Here is a 16,811-nt window from a genome sequence, read left to right on the forward strand (position 1 = left end):
CGCGCTTGATTGACGAGGTCTGGGCCGCAGCAGAGAATCCACACCCTTTGCTGCGCGGGTTGGGCTCATTGCCTTGCCCGCTGGCATTGCGTTTTGCTTTTGTTTTGTTTTCCCCATCTGCTGATCACTGCCGCCTGGGCGCAGGGCTTTGCGCCCGGCGGTTGACGATGTGTCCCCTGCCATGACATCTAACGCATCCATTGCCACTTCCGAATCCGCCCACAACACCACGCCCGGCGCGGCGCATCTGAGCCCCGATGAAATCCGCACGCGCTTTTCCAGCGCCATGTCGGCCATGTACCGCGATGAGGTGCCGCAGTACGGCGCCTTGCTGGAGCTGGTGGTCCAGGTCAATGCGCAATACCTGGAGCAGCATCCCGAGGAACAAGCCTCGCTGGCTGCGCAGCAGGAGCTCGAACGCCTGAATCTGGAGCGCCACGGCGCCATCCGCCTGGGTACGGCGCAGGAGCTGGCCATGGCGCGGCGCATCTTTGCCGTCATGGGCATGCACCCGGTGGGTTACTACGATTTGTCGGTCGCTGGCGTGCCCGTGCATTCCACGGCCTTTCGCCCCATCAGTGACGAGGCGCTGCGCAAGAACCCGTTTCGCATCTTCACTTCGCTGCTGCGCCTGGAGCTGATCGAGGATGCTGCGCTGCGCGAGCAGGCCGCGCAGATCCTGGCGCAGCGGCGCATCTTCACGCCGCGCGCCATCGAGCTGCTGGAGCTGGCCGAACGCAACGGCGGCCTGGACCAGGCGCAGGCCGACGAGTTCGTTGCCGAGGTGCTGCACACCTTCCGCTGGCACAGCGAAGCCACGGTGGATGCGGCCACTTACCAGCGCCTGCACGATGCGCACCGCCTGATTGCCGATGTGGTGTGCTTCAAGGGCCCGCACATCAACCACCTCACACCGCGCACGCTGGACATCGATGCCGTGCAGCGCGCCATGCCAGAGCGCGGCATGGCTGCCAAGGATGTGGTCGAGGGCCCGCCTGCGCGCCAACACCCGATCCTGCTGCGCCAGACCAGCTTCAAGGCGCTGCAGGAGCCCATCCGCTTCGTGGGCGCCGATGCCACGGCCAGCGCCGGCACGCACACGGCGCGCTTTGGCGAGATCGAGCAACGCGGCGCAGCGCTCACGCGCAAGGGCCGCCAGCTCTACGACGCGCTGCTGGCGCGCGTGCGCGAGATCGGCAACGTCGGCAGCTCCGACGCCGGCTATGCCCAGCGTCTGCAGGCCGTGTTCGCCCAGTTCCCGGACGATCTGCAGCAGCTGCGCCAGCAGGGGCTGGCGTTTTTCCGCTACCGCGTGCTGGATGCCGCCCAGCTGCAGCGCCTGGCCCAGGCCAACGATGCGCCACTGGATCTGGAGCAGGCCATCGCCTGCGGCGCGGTGCAGGCCAGCCCCATAACGTATGAAGACTTCCTGCCCGTCAGCGCGGCGGGCATCTTCCAATCCAATCTGGGCGGCGCCGAGCAAAAAAGCTATGCCGCCAACGCCGCCCAGGCCGCGTTCGAGCAGGCGCTACAGGCGCCGGTGCTCGATGAGATCGAGCTCTACGCCCGCGCCCAGGCCGATTCGCTGCAGCAGCTGCAGCAGCAGTTTGCGCAATGCCGCGCCGCCGCCGCGGCCTGCGCCTGACAGGCTAAGCCGCACACCATCGCCATGACCGATTTGCCCAAGCCAAGCCCTGCGCCGCAAGTGCAGGATCGCCGCCGCAGCCACGGCCTGTGGGCCGCCAGCGCCCCGCCCGCACCGGCCACCAGCGCGCTTGAAGGCTTGGCCGAAGCCGACGTGGCCATCGTCGGCGCGGGCTACACCGGGCTGTCCGCCGCGTTGCACTTGAGCGAAGGCGGCGCGCGCGTGGTGTTGCTGGAGGCCCAGGAGATCGGCTTTGGCGCTGCCGGGCGCAACGTCGGCCTGGTCAACGCAGGCCTGTGGGTCATGCCCCAGCGCCTGCCCGAGCTGCTCGGCCCCATCTACGGCCCGCGCCTGCTGCAATTGCTGGGCCAGGCGCCGCAGTTGGTCTACGCGCTGGTGGACAAGCACGGCATGGACTGCGAGGCCGTGCACCGTGGCACGCTGCATTGCGCTGTCGGCGCCAGCGGGCTGGAGGAAATCCGCCAGCGCCACCAGCAATGGCAGGCGCTGGGCGCGCCGGTGCAATTGCTCGACGCCCAGGCCACGGCCCAGGCCACGGGCACCACGCTCTACCACGGCAGCCTGCTGGATTTGCGCGCCGGCACCATCCAGCCGCTGGCCTATGCGCGCGGCCTGGCGCGCGCGGCCATGGCCGCAGGCGCGCGCATCCACACGCACAGCCGCGTCAGCGCCGCCGAGGACGCAGGCAGCCACTGGCTGCTGCATACGGCCGCTGGGCGCGTGCGTGCGCCCTGGGTCATCGTGGCCACCGATGCCTATACCGGCGCGCTGTGGCCGCAGCTGCAGCGCGAGCAAATCCGCCTGCCTTACTTCAATCTGGCCACCCGTCCTTTGAGTGCGCAGCAGCGCGCGCGCATCCTGCCGCAGGGCTACGGCGCCTGGGATACGCGCCAGGTGCTGGCCTCGCTGCGCTGCGATGCCACCAGTCGCCTGGTGCTGGGCAGCGTTGGCGCGCTGCGCGGCCTGGGCGCGCAGCTGCATCCGCACTGGGGGCGCAAGGTGCTGGCGCGCTGGTTTCCGCAGCTGGGGCCGGTCGAGTTCGAACACGCCTGGTACGGCCAGATCGGCATGACCGGCGATGCCCTGCCGCGCTTTCACCAACTGGCGCACAACACCATCAGCTTCAGCGGCTACAACGGCCGCGGCATTGGCCCGGGCACCACGCTGGGGCGCGAGCTGGCGCGCCTGATACTGGGCCAGATCGACGCCACGCAACTGCCCGTGCCCGTCACCGAGCCACAGCGCCCCGCACTCAAGCCGCTGCGCGAAGCGGCCTACGAATACGGCGCGCTGGCGGCACACGCCACCGACCGCCTGCGGCCGCCGGCTTCGGCCTGAATCCCTTGCCGGCAAGGCGAGGCTGCAACTCGTAGCGTTAAAGCCTGTTCAGTCAGAGCCTTGCTGCGTTGCGCCGCCCGTGGCCACGCTGGCCAACTGCACCGGCGCGTGCTGCGCATCGCCGGCCAGAAACAACGACCGCGTTGGATAGGCAAACTGCGCGCCATGCTCGGCCACGATGTCCATGATCTTGAGCATCACCTGCTCCTTGATGGCGTGAAAGCGCACCCATTCAGTCGTCTTGGTGAAGCAATAGACCATGAAATCCAGGCTGGAGTCGCTGCAGGCATTGAAGTGCACGATGATGGTTTGCTCCGTGGCAATGTCCGGGTGGCTGCGCAGCATGGCGCGTACCGCATCGCAGATGGCTGCCATCTTGTGCTGATCCTCATAGCGGATGCCCATGGTCTCGTGGATGCGCCGGTGCAGCATGCGCGAAGGGTTCTCCACCACGATGCTGGTGAACAGCGAGTTGGGCACGTACAGCGGGCGCTTGTCGAAGGTGCGAATGCGCGTGATGCGCCAGCCGATGTCCTCCACCGTGCCTTCGATCTGGCGATCGGGCGAGCGGATCCAATCGCCCACGGTGAAGGGCTTGTCCAAATAAATCATCAGCCCGCCGAAGAAGTTGGACAGCATGTCCTTGGCGGCAAAACCAATGGCCATGCCGCCAATGCCGCCAAAAGCCAACACGCCCGAGACGGAGAACCCCAGCGTCTGCAAAGCCACCAGCGCCGCCGTGATGACCACCGACAACCGCAGCAACTTGCCCACGGCATACACCGTGGTCTTGTCCACCGGGCGCTGGTTGCGCTGGGCATCGGTCAGGTTCGCCTCCATGTTGCGGATAAAGCGCAACACGAACAGCGCCGCAATGGCAATCAACAGCACGCGCCGGGCCGCATCCACATGCGCAAACAGCGCATTGCGCTCAATGGCATTGAGCAAGGCCACTGCGGCCGACAGGCCAATGACCCACACCATCAGCCGCAGCGGCAGGCGCGCCGCCTGCAACAGCGCATCGTCCCAGATCGAACGTGTATGGCTGGTGACGCGAGCAAAAAAATCCAGCACTCGCAGCAGCACGAAGTTGCAGCACACCGTGGCAAACACGATGGCAAACAGCTGCACGGCCCAGATGCTGGGATCGCTGGAAACCTGAAGATAAGAAGCAAGCAAGCGCATAGAGCAAATGTTGAGTCACAGTCCGCAATGACAGCCCGAACAGCGCGCCCTGACGCGTGATCGGCCCGGCCACTGGGCGCGCGCTGCAGGCGCCCAAAAAGCCACTGCCGCCGGGCGGGCGATGTTAACCGCGCCATCCATCCATAGAATGCTGGCGCCCCACGCCCATCTGCCCGCCACCATGCCTTCTTCCACCACCACCTTTCTCTCCGGTCTGGCGCTGTCGCTGTCGCTCATCATGGCCATTGGCCCGCAAAACGCCCACGTGCTGCGCATGGGGCTGCTGCGCCAGCACGTGCTGCTCACCGTGCTGATGAGCGTGGCCGCCGACTGCCTGCTGATCTTCATCGGCGTGTACGGGCTGGCGCAGTTCGGTCACATGCCCGATAAGGTGCATGGCGCGCTGGTCGGCGCCGGTGTGCTGTTCTTGCTGATGTACGGCTGGCAGGCGCTGCAGCGCTTTTGGCGCGCACAGCGCACGGCACGCCACCAGGATGCCGCCGCCCAGGCCATTGATGATCTGGTGCAGGCGCCCGCTGCGCCGCTCATGGGCCGGGGCCAGGCCATGGCCACGGCACTGGCGTTCTCCTGCCTCAACCCCCATGCCTGGCTGGACACGGCCGTGCTCATCGGCTCGGCCTCGCTGGCCTATGGCAGCCAGGCCATGGTGTTCGGCCTTGGCGCCATGGCCGCATCGCTGCTGTGGTTCACCTGCCTGGGCGGCGCCTCGGCCTGGCTGGGCCAGCGCATCAACACGCCACGGCTGTGGATCTGGCTCGATGGCCTGGTCGCCGTGATGATGTGGGGCCTGGCCTGGTTCCTGGCCCGCAGCCTGTTCAAGTCATGACTTCAAAACGCACCATGCTCATTGCCCCAGCCACCGCCCCCGAATGCCCGCGCCGCGCTGCCGCGCCCGATGCCCGCCTGGCTGGCCTGCTGGAGCAGGCCAACCGCCCCGATGCCCCGCTGCAATCGGCCCAGCTCACGCCCACACTGGCGCGCGATGGCCTGGCCGGGCTGACCCACTCCCTGTGCGCCCCCGGCCCAGACATCGCCCAGGTGCACGAAGCCACGCTGCCCGGCGCCGATGGCCCCATCGCCCTGCGCCTGTACGACCCCGCACCGGCTGAGGCCAGCCTGCCCGTTTGCCTGTACCTGCACGGCGGCGGCCACATGGCCGGCAGCATCGCCGTGTACGCCCCCATTTGCCGCCGCCTGGCCATACAGGCACAGTGCCGTGTGCTCGCACTCGAATATCGCCTGGCCCCGGAGCACCCCTACCCGCAGGGCCTGCAAGACTGCGCACAGGCCCTGGCGGCACTGCCCGCATGGCTGGCCGCGCAGGGCCTGGCACTGCCTGGGGGGCTGGCCGGTGGGCTGACCGTGGCCGGCGACTCGGCCGGCGGCGCGCTCACTGCCAGCCTGGCCGCGCTGGCCCAGCAGCGCGCCGAGCTGCGCTTTGCGCGCCAGATCCTGATCTACCCCAGCCTGGACTACACCATGGCCCTGCCCTCGATCGAGGAAAACGGCAGCGGCTACCTGCTGGATGCGCGGCGCATCCGCTGGTACTTCGAGCAGTATTTCCAGAACGCGCAGCCACCACAGCGCCGCGCCGCCTCGCCGCTGCACATGCCCGCCACCGCCGCGCTGCCGCCCACGCTGCTGTTCACGGCCGGCTTCTGCCCGCTGCGCGACGAAGGCTACGCTTATGCCCAGCAGCTGCAGGCCCAGGGCGTGCAATGCACACACTGGCACCTGCCAGGCATGATCCACGCCTTCATGAACATGCAGGCCCTGGTGCCCGATGCCTGCGATGCGGTCTATCAGCGCATGGGCCAGTTCATGCGGGCTTGAGCGCCCGTTCGAAGCCTCTGCCACGGGCGGCAACCATGCGCGGTTGGACAGGTCTGGGCGTGACGAAGCCCCGCCATGCCTTCCCTGTAGGGCCAACGCTTATGCCTGCATGCCGGCATCCATGTCTCCCAGATACTCGGCCATGACCTGTTCGTAGTATTGCTGCGACAAGGGGGCCAGCAAACGATGCAAGTCGTTGAACACACGGCGCGCCGTGATGCCGATCCAATTGGCCGGCAGCAACTCGAGCGGCAACCCCGGATCCAGATAGGGCAGCCGGCGCCAACACGTCACCATGGGCAGGTAGCTTTTGAACGCATCCTGCGCGCTGAACTGCCCCTGGCGCATGCGCTTTTGCCAGCGCTCGAGCTCGGCCTGATAGGGCTCGACGAAGCTTTGATATTCCTTGCCCAGCGCTTGAAGATTCCACCAGCGCGCGACCTTGGCCTGCAGATCACCCAAGCCACAGGGCTGGCAAGTGAACATCTCCACGTAGTCCCACAGGCCATGCTCGCGGATGTATTCAATGGTCTCCTCCCGCAAGCGCGCCGGGCCGATATAAAGCGCCGCCCCCACGCTGCCGAACCCCAGGCGCGCCAGGCCGATGCGAATTTTGTGGCGATACTGGCGCTCACTCTCCGGCACGGAAAAAGACACCAGCAGCCACGGATCGCCCACCCCCATGGGGCGTGATGAAAAAATGCGCGCATCCCCTGCGCGCATGTGCGGCTCCAGGCCATCCGATAGCGCATAGCCATTGCCCGCCGGGGTGCTTTTGCTGACCAGCACACCTTTTTTCTTCATCCGTGAGATGGAGGAACGAATGCTGGACGGCTCGCAATCGAGCTCTGCCAGCATGCGCACAGCGGCGGCAATGGGGATGGCCGAGCCGGCCGGCCGGCCATAAATGCCGAAAAACGTCATGACCAGCCGATAGTGCGTCGGCTGCTCGTGCGCCTCATGGGCGCGGCCGGCGATGAACTCATCCAGGGCGATGGGGTGTTTCATGGCAGACGATTCTATTGACCTTTGCCAGCGGCCAATTTCCTGCTTGCCATGTCCCGGGGCGAGCCTTCTGCCCGCCGCCCTGCTTTTCAAGCCATGGGGCCAATGCCCAGCGCGGCCTGCGACCGGGCGCATCACGGGCGATGACAGGGCCGCTCATCAAGAGGGCTTCTGAAAGCCCGCCATCTTCACCATTGCCGCAAATGCCTCATCCGTCGCAAGGATGCGCGCCTGCAGCTCCTCGGGCGTGCTGCTGCTGGGCTGAATGGCCAGCTCAGAGAGCTTTTCCGCAAAAGCGCTCGATTGCACGACCTGGGCAATGGCCGCGTTGTAGCGCGCAATCATCTCGCGGGGCGTCCCGGCCGGGGCCAATGCCGAGACGAAATTGCTGATGCCATAGCCCTTGACGCCCTGCTCCACATAGGTGGGCACATCCGGCAGTAGCGCAAAACGCTGCGGCCCACTGATGGTAATGATGCGCAGGCGCCCGGCCTTGACGTGCTGCAGCATGACGGCAATCGAGCCGATGCCAGCAGGAATCTGCCCGGCCAGCAAATCCTGCACGATGGGCGCATCCCCTTTGTACGGCACGGGGCTGAGCGCCAACTGGTAGTGATTGGAGAGCATGTGCACACCGAACTCCGGATCACTGGCAGGTGCGGGAACGCCGATATTGGCCTGCTTTGGCTGCGCGCGCATCCATGCCATCAGCCCGGCCAGATCGTGTACCTGACCCACGATTTCCGGGTTGACCACCAGCACATCGGGCGAGATGGCCACCAGGCCCACCGGCGCAAAATCCCGGTGCGTCTCATAACCGGGTTGGCGCACCGTCAGCGGAATCATCGACAGTGCATGGCTGTTGGAAAGCAACAGCGTCGCGCCATCGGCCGGGGCCTGTTTCAGCGCATTGGCCGCAATCTGCCCGCCCGCGCCAGGCCGGTTCTCCACAATCACAGGGCGATCCAGGATGCGTGCCATGCCTTCGGCCAGTACGCGCGCCACCACATCGGTGCTGCCACCGGCCGGAAACCCGACCAGGATGCGAATTTGAGACGTCTGCGCCCTCGCTGGAGCCAGGCTCATGCCCAGGAGGCCCAAACCTGCTGCGCTCAGCACGCGGCGACGGGTGATGTAAAGCTTGCTCATGACAGAACCCTTTCTTTCAAGTGGCAAAAGGCACGCCGTTTGCAGGCGCGTGGGGCGCAAGGTCGCGCACGGTAAAACTCACAATCTCGGCCATCCAATGGCGTGACACCGCCTCAAGCATCTCCAGCCGCAGGCCAGCCAGCATGGGCGCATCCGCCCAGGCACTCAACTGGCCGAATTGAAAAGGCAGATCCAGACAGTGCCCGCTATGGAAACCGTCCAGCGGGCTTTCCAACGTAAACCGTGCCAATTGCACTGACTTGCCCAATTGCCGCAACTGTTTTGCGTATTCATGCGGGAAACGCTGGAACTGCCGCCACGACGCGGCAGCAACCAGTTGACGGTACGGGGACAGCCCACTTTGCGCCCCCAAGAATCGCCCGTGCCGGCACAAGCTGGGAGGCAAATCGGCCGCGGGCCAGCTCGCCAGCGCCTCATCGACCTGTTGCTGCGTTACCTGCCGCTGCGCTGGTGTTTGAAAAAAGAAAGCTGCGCATTCATCGGCCGTATGGCGCAAATACACGGCCCGGGCGTGGCATGCCTGAGCCGCCCAGCCTGGCTCCAGCAGGCCCTGCGGCAGGCCCGCACTGGCCACTGGCAAAAAAGCCGCCGCTGCATACCCCAAACGAAAAGCTTCGTGGGGCAAGGCACTCAGGCCGGCACGCAATACCAGCGCAGCTGACGCTGAATGCAAATCAGCGCCTCCACTGCTCAGATCGGCGACGCGCGCTGCTGCCGCAGCAGTCACCATGCGCTGGCGTTCGGTTGGCCAAGGCTGTCTCACCCCCATGCTCAGCAGCGCCACGCGATCGAGCATTCCACGCGCCTGCGGCAGCACCGACAGCAGATGCGCATACCAGCCGCCAGCGGACTGCCCCATCAGCGTGATGCGGCCGGCATCACCGCCATAGGCATGCACATGCTCGGCGACCCACTGCAACGCCAGCAACAGATCGGCTGCAGGCAATGGCAGCTCATGCGCTTGCGACCATCCCAAATGCCCCAGCGCGCCAATCCGGTAATTGACATTCACCACCACCAATCCTTGGGCCGCCAGGCGGGTGGCGTCGTACCAGGCCATGCTGCCGCCCCCGGTCATCCACGCCCCGCCATGAATGAACAGCAAAACAGGCAGACCCTGGGCCTGCGCAGGCGCCCAGACGTTCAGAAAAAAGGCATCTTCGTCCTGCGGGTTGGCTCCCCCCTCGCCCATGGCTGCTGTCAGCCGGCTCGGCAGTTGGGGGAACACGGGCACTTGCTGCAGGCACTGCACCGACAATTGCCCGCCGGCCGCCTCGGCAGGCGCAAAGCGCCTGGGCGCATGTGCATAGCGCAGGCCATACCAAGCCTGGACGTCCACGCCATCGACCCGGGCCTGGGATGAGGGGAAAGCCACGACCGTGCGCATCGTTTACAGCTTCAATGAAATATAGGGCGTGCCCGTCAGCGCATTGCCGTGCAGCTCATACCCCATCGGGGCAGTGATGGAGGCATGGCGGGTGCCCGTATTGATGTCACGCCACATGCGGCCCAGCAGACTGTTCTCGGCAAAAGCGGCTGTGCCATGCAACCAGCACAAATCGTTGACGGCATCGACCAATTCATGTCCAGCATGGCCAATGCCTCCCCGATGCGCGGCCCGGTATTCCAGCGGAATGGGGACGACGCCGCACGCGGCCGCATCAATCGCATCGGCCGCGCGCTCCAGCAGCAGGCGCGCGCCATCCACCTTGGCACTGACCATGCCCAGGTTTTGCACAAAGGCCCCCGAGTCGATTTGCCGTTTGTAGTGGGTATAGGTGATGCCACGCTTGCCAGCCAGCTCGACGACGTGATCGAGCGCAGCATAGGCAGCGCCCAGCGAGGGGGCCTGGATCGTGGTGGACATGGTCAGATGCGGTGTCAGCCGACGCCCGAAGGTCGCCGAGCCATCCTGCTCCATTCCGGGGCCCATCAATTGCTCAAAGGTGATGACCCGATCTCTGGGCACCCAGAGGTTTTCGGTCGCCATGGTGTTGGAGCCCGAGCCGCGCATGCCGATCGTGAACCAGGTGTCTTCCAGCCTGTATTCGCTGCGGTGCATCAGCACAAAGCCCACCTGCGGCACAGTCTGGTTCGCTGGTGCCGCCTCGGAATCCTGGATGAACAGAATGCCCAGCGCCCACTCGGCATGGCTGCTGTTGGAGGCAAATGGCCACTTGCCGGTAATACGCCAGCCATCACCATCTGGCGTGGCCGTGCCCTGTGGTTGCGCAAAGATGGAGGCTGCGCGAATCGGCCCATTGGCAAAGACCTCGTCGAGCACGGCATCGCCAAAGCGATTGGCCAGCATGACCGAGCCGTTGGAGATGACTACGCACCAGGCAGCCGCAGGATCGTAATAGGCCACCGTCCTGGCCACATCCAGCAGCATGCGCGCCCCGCCCTCGTAGCCACCATAGCGCTTGAGCGCAGAAATGCGCCACACATCGGCCTGCTCCAGCGCCTCGACGCTGGCCAGGGGCAAATCCCGCTCGCGATCGGCAACCACTGCCTGCTCTCGCAGTCGCGCTCCGACCTGATGCACACGCTCAATCAGCTCTGCCGTCGCGTCGGGCACAGGCGCCTGGGTAACAGTCAGGCGTTGATGGGTTGCAGTCACATCAGTCATGGCCTCTCCTTCCTTGTCAATCATCTTCAATCGAATCTCGCGAGAACAGGCCCTGGGGATGCTCTGCACGAATCGCCGCGTCGTGTGCATTTGCGAATTCGGGCAGCCCGCTTCGTGACTTCATCCTCGCAATGGCCGAGGCCGTTGCTGCGCCTCGCGCCTCGCGCCTCGCGCTCCATCCCGAACCGCAACGCACACTGGCCGCTGATTCATGCAGAGCACCCCCTGTGTGTTGTCCCGCAGGCGCCTGCCCACAATCGAACCGATGGCTTTCGCGTCGGGGCAAGGCGCAGTTTGATGTGCAGGCATTTGCAGCAGACAGCAGCACACTAGGCCAATACCCCTTGCAGCACACCTTCGCGCACCACCTCTTGCCCGTCCAGGCTCACCGTGCAATTGCGCATGGGGTAATCGAAGTGGCAGGACGTAAAGCGCCCAGCGGCCGGATTGGCTCCGGTGGAGATCAGAAAATTACCGGCAAAGGCGCGCAGTTCCGTACCGTTCGTATCGCGCTTGTCATACATCACCAATGCATCCCAACGCGCCGCTGGCGCCATGCCCCAACCCACGTGGCTGATAGCATAGGCATCACGACCTTCCCAACTGCTGTAGTACGAGCACAGCAATTGCGCGTCCAGTCCATCGCCCTCTATGGCAACGACGAAGTCGTTCTCGATGCGCAGCGTCACCGGCGCCTCCAGATAGCGCTTGAAGGTCAGATTCACATCCCCACAATCGAGCACCAGCGTGCCGTTGACGCTGCCATTGCTGGGATAGCAAATGCACAGGCCTGCAGGCCAATAGCCAAAACTGCCTGGACGATCCGCAATGCCGGCGCTGCCCCGGCCAGGCACCTGTGTCAAGTCCACCGTCAGATCCGTGCCGGCACGGGATGTGACGCGCATGGTGCGTGCATCGGTAATCATCTGCGCGCCCAGCTGGCATTTCTCATGCACCACGGGACAAGGCTTGAGCCGCTCCAGAATCTCCGGGTGCTCGTTGCTGATCATCATGATGCGCGCGCCCCTGGCCAGCAAAGCCGTGCGCTCCACCGCATGCAGCAAACCCTCCACCGTGCAATCGACGATGAAGTCACTGGAAGACAAGGCCGCAATGACCGGCTCCAGACCCTCGATGGCCAGTGAGGTGCCCGTGGAGCGCAACGGCGCCGCCTCCTTCAGCCGCGGCGAGGGCAAGCGGACATGAAACACCTTCGCCCCCATTTGCTCAAGCGCCAGCTCAGCCAGCTCCACCAACACCGAGCGCGACTGCGACTCCGACAAAATTGCCGCCACCTCGCCGCGCCGAACTTTGCACAAACCGAACACCTGCACAAAGTCGGCAACCCATTTGCCTTCCACACGCTCGATCAACATCACACACCCCCTTCGCCGTCCCTGGCCTCGATAGCAAAAACAATCGGCAGACCCACCCATTAAGGCGCACCACCCGCACAAGACGCCTGCTGCACCGGTGGCATCAAATGGGTGAATCGAGAGCAGTGAAACACCAGCGGATCCACCGCTTCATCAATGCGAAAGTCGTGCACCAGCAGCTGCACGGCATCGTGGTCCCCCGCATCGTGCAAGGCATGCACGCTGCAATCGAACCAGACCGAAGCCCCTTCGATCCGCACAGCCCCCATCGGAGTCTCCCGCGTTGGCACTCCGCAAAACCGCACCTCCTTGTCGCGACAGGCCAACTGCCGGCAAATGGCCGCATGCTTGGCCCCCAGGATGGACACGCCCAACCGAGGAGCTCGAACAAGCACCCTCCAGGTCGATGAGCCCTTTTGCACAAAAACACCAGCCAACGGAGGATCCAATGAGACCCCCACCGTGAAGCTCGATGCGACCAGCACCTGCAAGCGCCCCTCGCACCGTGCCGCAATGGCCGCCACTCCCGAAGGAAAGCGGCTGAACGCATCTCGCACCCGCTTGCCATCAAGCATCACCGACTTGCACATCTCCCCCACCCCTTCCATCAGACACATCCCCAACATCCATACATTCATGACGATCGAAAGATTAATGCAATAAGCAGATACGCAAAACAGGGGTTAACACCTAACTCCCCATGCGCCAAAGATATCAACATCAACCTAAGAATTGGAACAGCGTCCGCTCCGATCAGAGAGACGCCTTTTTGGTCTTTGGCAAAGAATGTCTTCCAACGCTGACGATCGCAACAATATCGATGAACACATTTTTTTCTGCATCATGCAGACAATCCCAAGGCGACAAGCCCTCCTCTGTAATGTCGCCGCCGCTACAAGGAGATCCCCGATGCAACTACACATCGTCCTGATGGCCTTCCACGCCACTCCATCCGACGAGCTGCAGCAACACATCGACACTGCATTCCGGCGCATGCCCGCCCTTTGCGAAGGCCTGCTTCGCTATGAATTGGTGAAAAACCATTCCTCCACCTCCGCCGAGTACAGCCATGCCCTGCTTTCCGTCTTTGCCAGCCCTGGCCACCTCAGCGCCTATCGCGTCAGCCCTGAACACGATGCCTTGATGCAACTGCTCAAGCCCCATGTCCGGGAAATCGTCGTGCTCGACACTCCCTGGCCCGCCAGCCTGTCCACACTGCCCGCCTGAAGCCAGGGTCGTTCGGTGCCTGGCCCATGGCCTCAGTCGGCGGCAATAGGCGCGCGCCTGCGCTCTTGGCAAGCCTAAACCCTTGATGAACGCGGGCTTCAGGCTTGATTTAAAGGTCACGGCCTATCATCGGTTCTTTATGCGCTGCCTGGGCTCCGGCTTGGGTGCCACGCTCTCATTCAACATACTTTGGAGGATTTCCCCATGAACCGTGCATTCCTGCTGGCGTTTCTGGTTGGTCTTGGCGCTACTGCCTGTGGCGGCGGCTCGGACAGCCCTGCTCCCGCTCCGGCCCCTGCTCCGGCACCGGCGCCCACACCTGCGCCGACGCCTGCGCCCACCCCGGCACCGACACCTGCGCCAGCGCCAGGCCCGCAGCAGCCTGCGGCAGCTTTGTTCGACTACTCGGGCACCTGGAGGGAGCACGATGAACGCTGCGAGTGGAGCAGCGCCGGTTACTACAAATGGGATGTGGATGTGGTGACGAAGAAGTCCGCCACCTTCTTCGAGCGCCAGGAACACACCCTGGCCTACAACAACCCACAGTGCACGGGCACGGTGTTGCACACCATCCCGAAAGAGGTGGAATACCTGAGCGTAGTGGGCCAGGGCCAGCTGGCCGATGGCACGCGCGTGGACTTGATCGACGAGAAGCGCCACCCCAATGGCCCGGTGGTCGAGAAGTGCGTGGCCGTCATTCAGGATGGCAAGCTGTTCTCCGAGTGCCATGATGCGCCTCGTGGTTACCCCACGTATGTGGAGCGCCATGAGTGGGACGTGCGTCTGCCCTGATGCTGATCGCCTGATGCCTTTGGCCGGCCAGCGCCGGTGCAAGGCATCGCAGTGGCCAGAGGCTGCTGCCCAGACATGAAAAAAGCGGCCTTGCCTGTGGGCAAGCCGCTTTTTTCATGCGCACAGGCCGGCGCAGCGTTGCACACCTCAACAAGCCGTGTTGCTGCGCTCAATGTCTGCGCCCAGGCCGCGCAGTTTGGTTTCGATGGCTTCGTAGCCCCTGTCGAGGTGGTGCAGTTCACCCACGATGGTCTGGCCATCGGCCACCAGGCCGGCGATGACCAGGCAGGCCGAGGCGCGCAGATCGGTGGAGCTGACGGCCGCGCCGCTGAGCTGGGCGCCGCCTTCAATGACGGCGACCTTGCCATCGGCCTGGATGTGCGCGCCCAGGCGCGCCAATTCGCTGACGTGCATGAAGCGGTTCTCGAAGATGGTTTCGGTGATGGTTGAGATGCCCTGCGCCACGCAGTTGAGCGCCATGAACTGCGCCTGCATGTCGGTCGGGAAGCCCGGGTATTCGGTGGTGCGAAAGCTTTGCGCCGTGAGCTTGCCCGAGGCCGCTCCCGGGCTGCGCACGCGGATGCCCTGCGGCTTGCACTCGATGTCCACGCCCATGTCGCGCAGTTTGTCCAGCACGGCGCCCAGGTGCTCGCATCGCGCGCCGCGCAAGAACACGTCGCCGCCGGTGGCGGCCACAGCGCACAGGAAGGTGCCCGCTTCGATGCGGTCGGCCACCACGCTGTGGCTGCAGCCCTGCAGTTGCTCCACGCCCTGGATGCGCAAGGTGGCTGTGCCATGGCCTTCGATGCGCGCGCCCATGGCAATGAGCATCTCGGCCAGGTCGATGATTTCGGGCTCTAGCGCGGCATTGCTCAACACGGTTTCGCCCTCGGCCAGCACGGCGGCCATGAGCAGGTTTTCCGTGCCGGTGACGGTGACCATCTCGGTGGTGATGTGCGCGCCGCGCAGCCGCGACATGCCCTGGGGCAGGCGCGCGACGATGTTGCCGTGCTCGACCGCGATCTCCGCCCCCATGGCCTGCAGGCCGCGGATGTGTTGGTCCACCGGGCGCGAGCCGATGGCGCAGCCGCCGGGTAGGGCCACGGTGGCGCGGCCGGCGCGCGCCATCAGCGGCCCCAGCGCCAGGATGGATGCGCGCATGCTGCGCACCAGCTCATAAGGGGCTTCGGGCTCGCCCAGCTGTTGCGCCCGCAAGCGCACCGTACCCTGGGCATCGTGCTCGGCCTGCACGCCCATGTGCTGCAGCAGCTGCAGCATGGTGCGCACGTCCTGCAGGCGCGGAACGTTGTGCAGCGTCACGGCCTCGCTGGTGAGCAAGGCTGCGCACAGCAACGGCAGCGCCGCATTCTTGGCGCCGGAGATGGGCACTTCGCCCTGCAGGGCTCGGCCGCCACGGATCAACAGTTGTTGCATGGTCTTTGTTCAATCGGCAAAGGTTATTGCGCGTTCTGCTGGGCTTGCCACTGCGAGGGCGTGAGCGTTTTCATCGACAGGGCGTGCACCTCATCGGTGTGCAGGCGCTGGCCCAAAGTGGCATAGACCAAACGCTGGCGCTGGATCAGCCCCAAGCCTTCGAAGGCGGATGAGACGATGGTGGCAAACCAATGGCGGCCATCGCCTTGCAGCTCGATGTGCTGGCATTCGAGGCCTTGCTGGATCAGCGATTGAAGTTCTTCGGCGGTCATGGCAGAGGCAATGTGTGTGAGTGAACGGGGCGAGGGCAGCAGGCCTTGGGCGGCGTGCGGCCATCAATGGCGGATTTTGTAGCCGATCTTGAGCAGGTGCAGCGCCAGCCAGCTCGTCAACGCCCAGGCGCCGCCGGTGATGGCCAGGCTCAACAGTGGCGAGAAATCGCTGTGCCCCAGAAAGCCGTAGCGAAAACCGTCAATCATGTAGAAGAACGGGTTGAGGTGGCTGATGCCCTGCCACAGCGCTGGCAGCGAGTTGATGGAGTAGAACACGCCGGAGAGGAATGTCATCGGCATGATGAGAAAGTTCTGGAAAGCGGCGAGCTGATCGAACTTATCAGCCCACAACCCGGCGATCAAGCCCAGCGTGCCCAGCAGGCCCGCGCCGATGATGGCAAACAGCAGCGCCCACAGCGGATGGGCCAGGCGCAAGGATGTGAACAGCAACGTCACCAGCATCACCCCCAGCCCGACGGCCAGACCACGCAGGATGGAGGAGCCCACGAAGGCCACGTACCAGGCGCGATGCGACAGTGGCGTGAGCAGCAAGAACACCAGGTTGCCGGTGATCTTGCTCTGGATCAGCGAGGAGGAGCTGTTGGCAAATGCGTTTTGCAGCACGCTCATCATCACCAGGCCCGGCACCAAAAAGCTGGTGTAGTTCAGACCGCCATAGACGGTGACGCGGCCATCGAGCACGTGGCCAAAGATCATCAGGTACAGCAGCGCCGTGAGCACCGGCGCTGCGATGGTTTGGAAAGCCACGCGCCAGAAGCGCTTGACCTCCTTGATCAGCAGCATCTGCCAGCCAAAGGAAGGTGGGGCGGGGGTCGGGGGCATGTTCGATGGAAAAGGCAAAG

16 protein-coding genes are annotated in these 16,811 nt (G+C 64.6%); 6 read left to right on the forward strand and 10 right to left on the reverse strand.

From position 1 onward, the window contains the following. The first annotated feature begins 181 nt into the window (after window positions 1-181). Together hglS and CK620_RS06985 are read left to right on the forward strand one after the other, a co-directional pair. Complete coding sequence (gene hglS, locus CK620_RS06980) at window positions 182-1,645, forward strand: 2-oxoadipate dioxygenase/decarboxylase HglS (protein WP_095549709.1); 1,464 nt, start codon at window positions 182-184, stop codon at window positions 1,643-1,645. 24 nt (window positions 1,646-1,669) lie between these two features. Then, complete coding sequence (locus CK620_RS06985; RefSeq protein ID WP_238946054.1) at window positions 1,670-3,004, forward strand: NAD(P)/FAD-dependent oxidoreductase; 1,335 nt, start codon at window positions 1,670-1,672, stop codon at window positions 3,002-3,004. Between the two features lie 48 nt (window positions 3,005-3,052). On the opposite strand, the gene CK620_RS06990 is transcribed toward CK620_RS06985, so the two are convergent. Further along, entirely contained in the window at window positions 3,053-4,189 is a 1,137-nt protein-coding gene (locus tag CK620_RS06990) for a mechanosensitive ion channel family protein (protein ID WP_095549710.1), read from the reverse strand. Window positions 4,190-4,370: 181 nt separating this feature from the next. On the opposite strand from CK620_RS06990, the gene CK620_RS06995 reads away from it, so the two are divergent. Together CK620_RS06995 and CK620_RS07000 are read left to right on the forward strand one after the other, a co-directional pair. Then, a complete protein-coding gene (locus tag CK620_RS06995; RefSeq protein ID WP_095549907.1) occupies window positions 4,371-5,036 on the forward strand; it encodes a LysE/ArgO family amino acid transporter in 666 nt (221 codons plus the stop codon). Then, window positions 5,033-6,043: an alpha/beta hydrolase gene (locus CK620_RS07000; protein WP_095549711.1), complete on the forward strand. Its 1,011-nt coding sequence runs from the start codon at window positions 5,033-5,035 to the stop codon at window positions 6,041-6,043. The genes CK620_RS06995 and CK620_RS07000 overlap by 4 nt, the downstream gene beginning before the upstream one ends. A gap of 99 nt (window positions 6,044-6,142) precedes the next feature. Here CK620_RS07000 and CK620_RS07005 read toward each other — a convergent pair whose 3' ends face one another. The 6 genes from CK620_RS07005 to CK620_RS07030 form a co-directional block, all read right to left on the reverse strand. Then, entirely contained in the window at window positions 6,143-7,051 is a 909-nt protein-coding gene (locus CK620_RS07005) for a PaaX family transcriptional regulator (protein ID WP_095549712.1), read from the reverse strand. Between the two features lie 156 nt (window positions 7,052-7,207). Then, window positions 7,208-8,197 (reverse strand): tripartite tricarboxylate transporter substrate-binding protein, encoded by a 990-nt coding sequence (locus tag CK620_RS07010; RefSeq protein ID WP_095549713.1) that lies wholly within the window; start codon window positions 8,195-8,197, stop codon window positions 7,208-7,210. A 16-nt stretch (window positions 8,198-8,213) separates the two neighbouring features. Continuing rightward, on the reverse strand, window positions 8,214-9,605 hold the full coding sequence (locus CK620_RS07015) for a carboxylesterase family protein (RefSeq protein WP_095549714.1): 1,392 nt from the start codon (window positions 9,603-9,605) through the stop codon (window positions 8,214-8,216). Between the two features lie 3 nt (window positions 9,606-9,608). Further along, window positions 9,609-10,847: an acyl-CoA dehydrogenase family protein gene (locus CK620_RS07020; protein WP_095549908.1), complete on the reverse strand. Its 1,239-nt coding sequence runs from the start codon at window positions 10,845-10,847 to the stop codon at window positions 9,609-9,611. 329 nt (window positions 10,848-11,176) lie between these two features. Then, window positions 11,177-12,223, reverse strand: coding sequence for a 2,5-dihydroxypyridine 5,6-dioxygenase NicX family protein (locus CK620_RS07025; protein WP_095542590.1), 1,047 nt, complete (start codon window positions 12,221-12,223; stop codon window positions 11,177-11,179). A 59-nt stretch (window positions 12,224-12,282) separates the two neighbouring features. Further along, a complete protein-coding gene (locus tag CK620_RS07030; protein ID WP_238946055.1) occupies window positions 12,283-12,861 on the reverse strand; it encodes a flavin reductase family protein in 579 nt (192 codons plus the stop codon). A gap of 271 nt (window positions 12,862-13,132) precedes the next feature. Here CK620_RS07030 and CK620_RS07035 point away from each other — a divergent pair, with 271 nt between their 5' ends. Further along, window positions 13,133-13,450, forward strand: coding sequence for a Dabb family protein (locus CK620_RS07035; protein WP_095549715.1), 318 nt, complete (start codon window positions 13,133-13,135; stop codon window positions 13,448-13,450). 204 nt (window positions 13,451-13,654) lie between these two features. Further along, window positions 13,655-14,242, forward strand: coding sequence for a hypothetical protein (locus CK620_RS14045; protein ID WP_179290596.1), 588 nt, complete (start codon window positions 13,655-13,657; stop codon window positions 14,240-14,242). Between the two features lie 147 nt (window positions 14,243-14,389). Here CK620_RS14045 and murA read toward each other — a convergent pair whose 3' ends face one another. The 3 genes from murA to CK620_RS07055 all read right to left on the reverse strand — a co-directional run bounded on the left by murA (window position 14,390) and on the right by CK620_RS07055 (window position 16,791). Beyond that, window positions 14,390-15,676, reverse strand: coding sequence for a UDP-N-acetylglucosamine 1-carboxyvinyltransferase (murA, locus tag CK620_RS07045; protein ID WP_095549717.1), 1,287 nt, complete (start codon window positions 15,674-15,676; stop codon window positions 14,390-14,392). A 23-nt stretch (window positions 15,677-15,699) separates the two neighbouring features. Continuing rightward, window positions 15,700-15,948 carry a BolA family protein gene (locus CK620_RS07050; protein WP_095549718.1) on the reverse strand — a complete coding sequence of 83 codons (249 nt, stop codon included), beginning with the start codon at window positions 15,946-15,948 and terminating at the stop codon, window positions 15,700-15,702. 63 nt (window positions 15,949-16,011) lie between these two features. After that, a complete protein-coding gene (locus CK620_RS07055) occupies window positions 16,012-16,791 on the reverse strand; it encodes an ABC transporter permease (RefSeq protein WP_095549719.1) in 780 nt (259 codons plus the stop codon). Between the last annotated feature and the right edge of the window lie 20 nt (window positions 16,792-16,811).

This window comes from Vandammella animalimorsus (genome assembly GCF_002285285.1).
GTDB lineage: Bacteria > Pseudomonadota > Gammaproteobacteria > Burkholderiales > Burkholderiaceae_C > Lampropedia > Lampropedia animalimorsus.

Excerpts from the sequence above, each read along its gene's own strand:
- CK620_RS07055 (WP_095549719.1), bottom strand. The coding sequence starts at position 16,791 with ATGCCCCCGACCCCCGCCCCACCTTCCTTTGGCTGGCAGATGCTGCTG.
- CK620_RS14045 (WP_179290596.1), top strand. The coding sequence starts at position 13,655 with ATGAACCGTGCATTCCTGCTGGCGTTTCTGGTTGGTCTTGGCGCTACT.
- CK620_RS07000 (WP_095549711.1), top strand. The coding sequence starts at position 5,033 with ATGACTTCAAAACGCACCATGCTCATTGCCCCAGCCACCGCCCCCGAA.
- CK620_RS07035 (WP_095549715.1), top strand. The coding sequence starts at position 13,133 with ATGCAACTACACATCGTCCTGATGGCCTTCCACGCCACTCCATCCGAC.
- CK620_RS07025 (WP_095542590.1), bottom strand. The coding sequence starts at position 12,223 with ATGTTGATCGAGCGTGTGGAAGGCAAATGGGTTGCCGACTTTGTGCAG.
- CK620_RS06985 (WP_238946054.1), top strand. The coding sequence starts at position 1,670 with ATGACCGATTTGCCCAAGCCAAGCCCTGCGCCGCAAGTGCAGGATCGC.
- CK620_RS06990 (WP_095549710.1), bottom strand. The coding sequence starts at position 4,189 with ATGCGCTTGCTTGCTTCTTATCTTCAGGTTTCCAGCGATCCCAGCATC.
- hglS (WP_095549709.1), top strand. The coding sequence starts at position 182 with ATGACATCTAACGCATCCATTGCCACTTCCGAATCCGCCCACAACACC.
- CK620_RS07020 (WP_095549908.1), bottom strand. The coding sequence starts at position 10,847 with ATGACTGATGTGACTGCAACCCATCAACGCCTGACTGTTACCCAGGCG.
- CK620_RS06995 (WP_095549907.1), top strand. The coding sequence starts at position 4,371 with ATGCCTTCTTCCACCACCACCTTTCTCTCCGGTCTGGCGCTGTCGCTG.
- murA (WP_095549717.1), bottom strand. The coding sequence starts at position 15,676 with ATGCAACAACTGTTGATCCGTGGCGGCCGAGCCCTGCAGGGCGAAGTG.
- CK620_RS07050 (WP_095549718.1), bottom strand. The coding sequence starts at position 15,948 with ATGACCGCCGAAGAACTTCAATCGCTGATCCAGCAAGGCCTCGAATGC.
- CK620_RS07030 (WP_238946055.1), bottom strand. The coding sequence starts at position 12,861 with ATGAATGTATGGATGTTGGGGATGTGTCTGATGGAAGGGGTGGGGGAG.
- CK620_RS07015 (WP_095549714.1), bottom strand. The coding sequence starts at position 9,605 with ATGCGCACGGTCGTGGCTTTCCCCTCATCCCAGGCCCGGGTCGATGGC.
- CK620_RS07005 (WP_095549712.1), bottom strand. The coding sequence starts at position 7,051 with ATGAAACACCCCATCGCCCTGGATGAGTTCATCGCCGGCCGCGCCCAT.
- CK620_RS07010 (WP_095549713.1), bottom strand. The coding sequence starts at position 8,197 with ATGAGCAAGCTTTACATCACCCGTCGCCGCGTGCTGAGCGCAGCAGGT.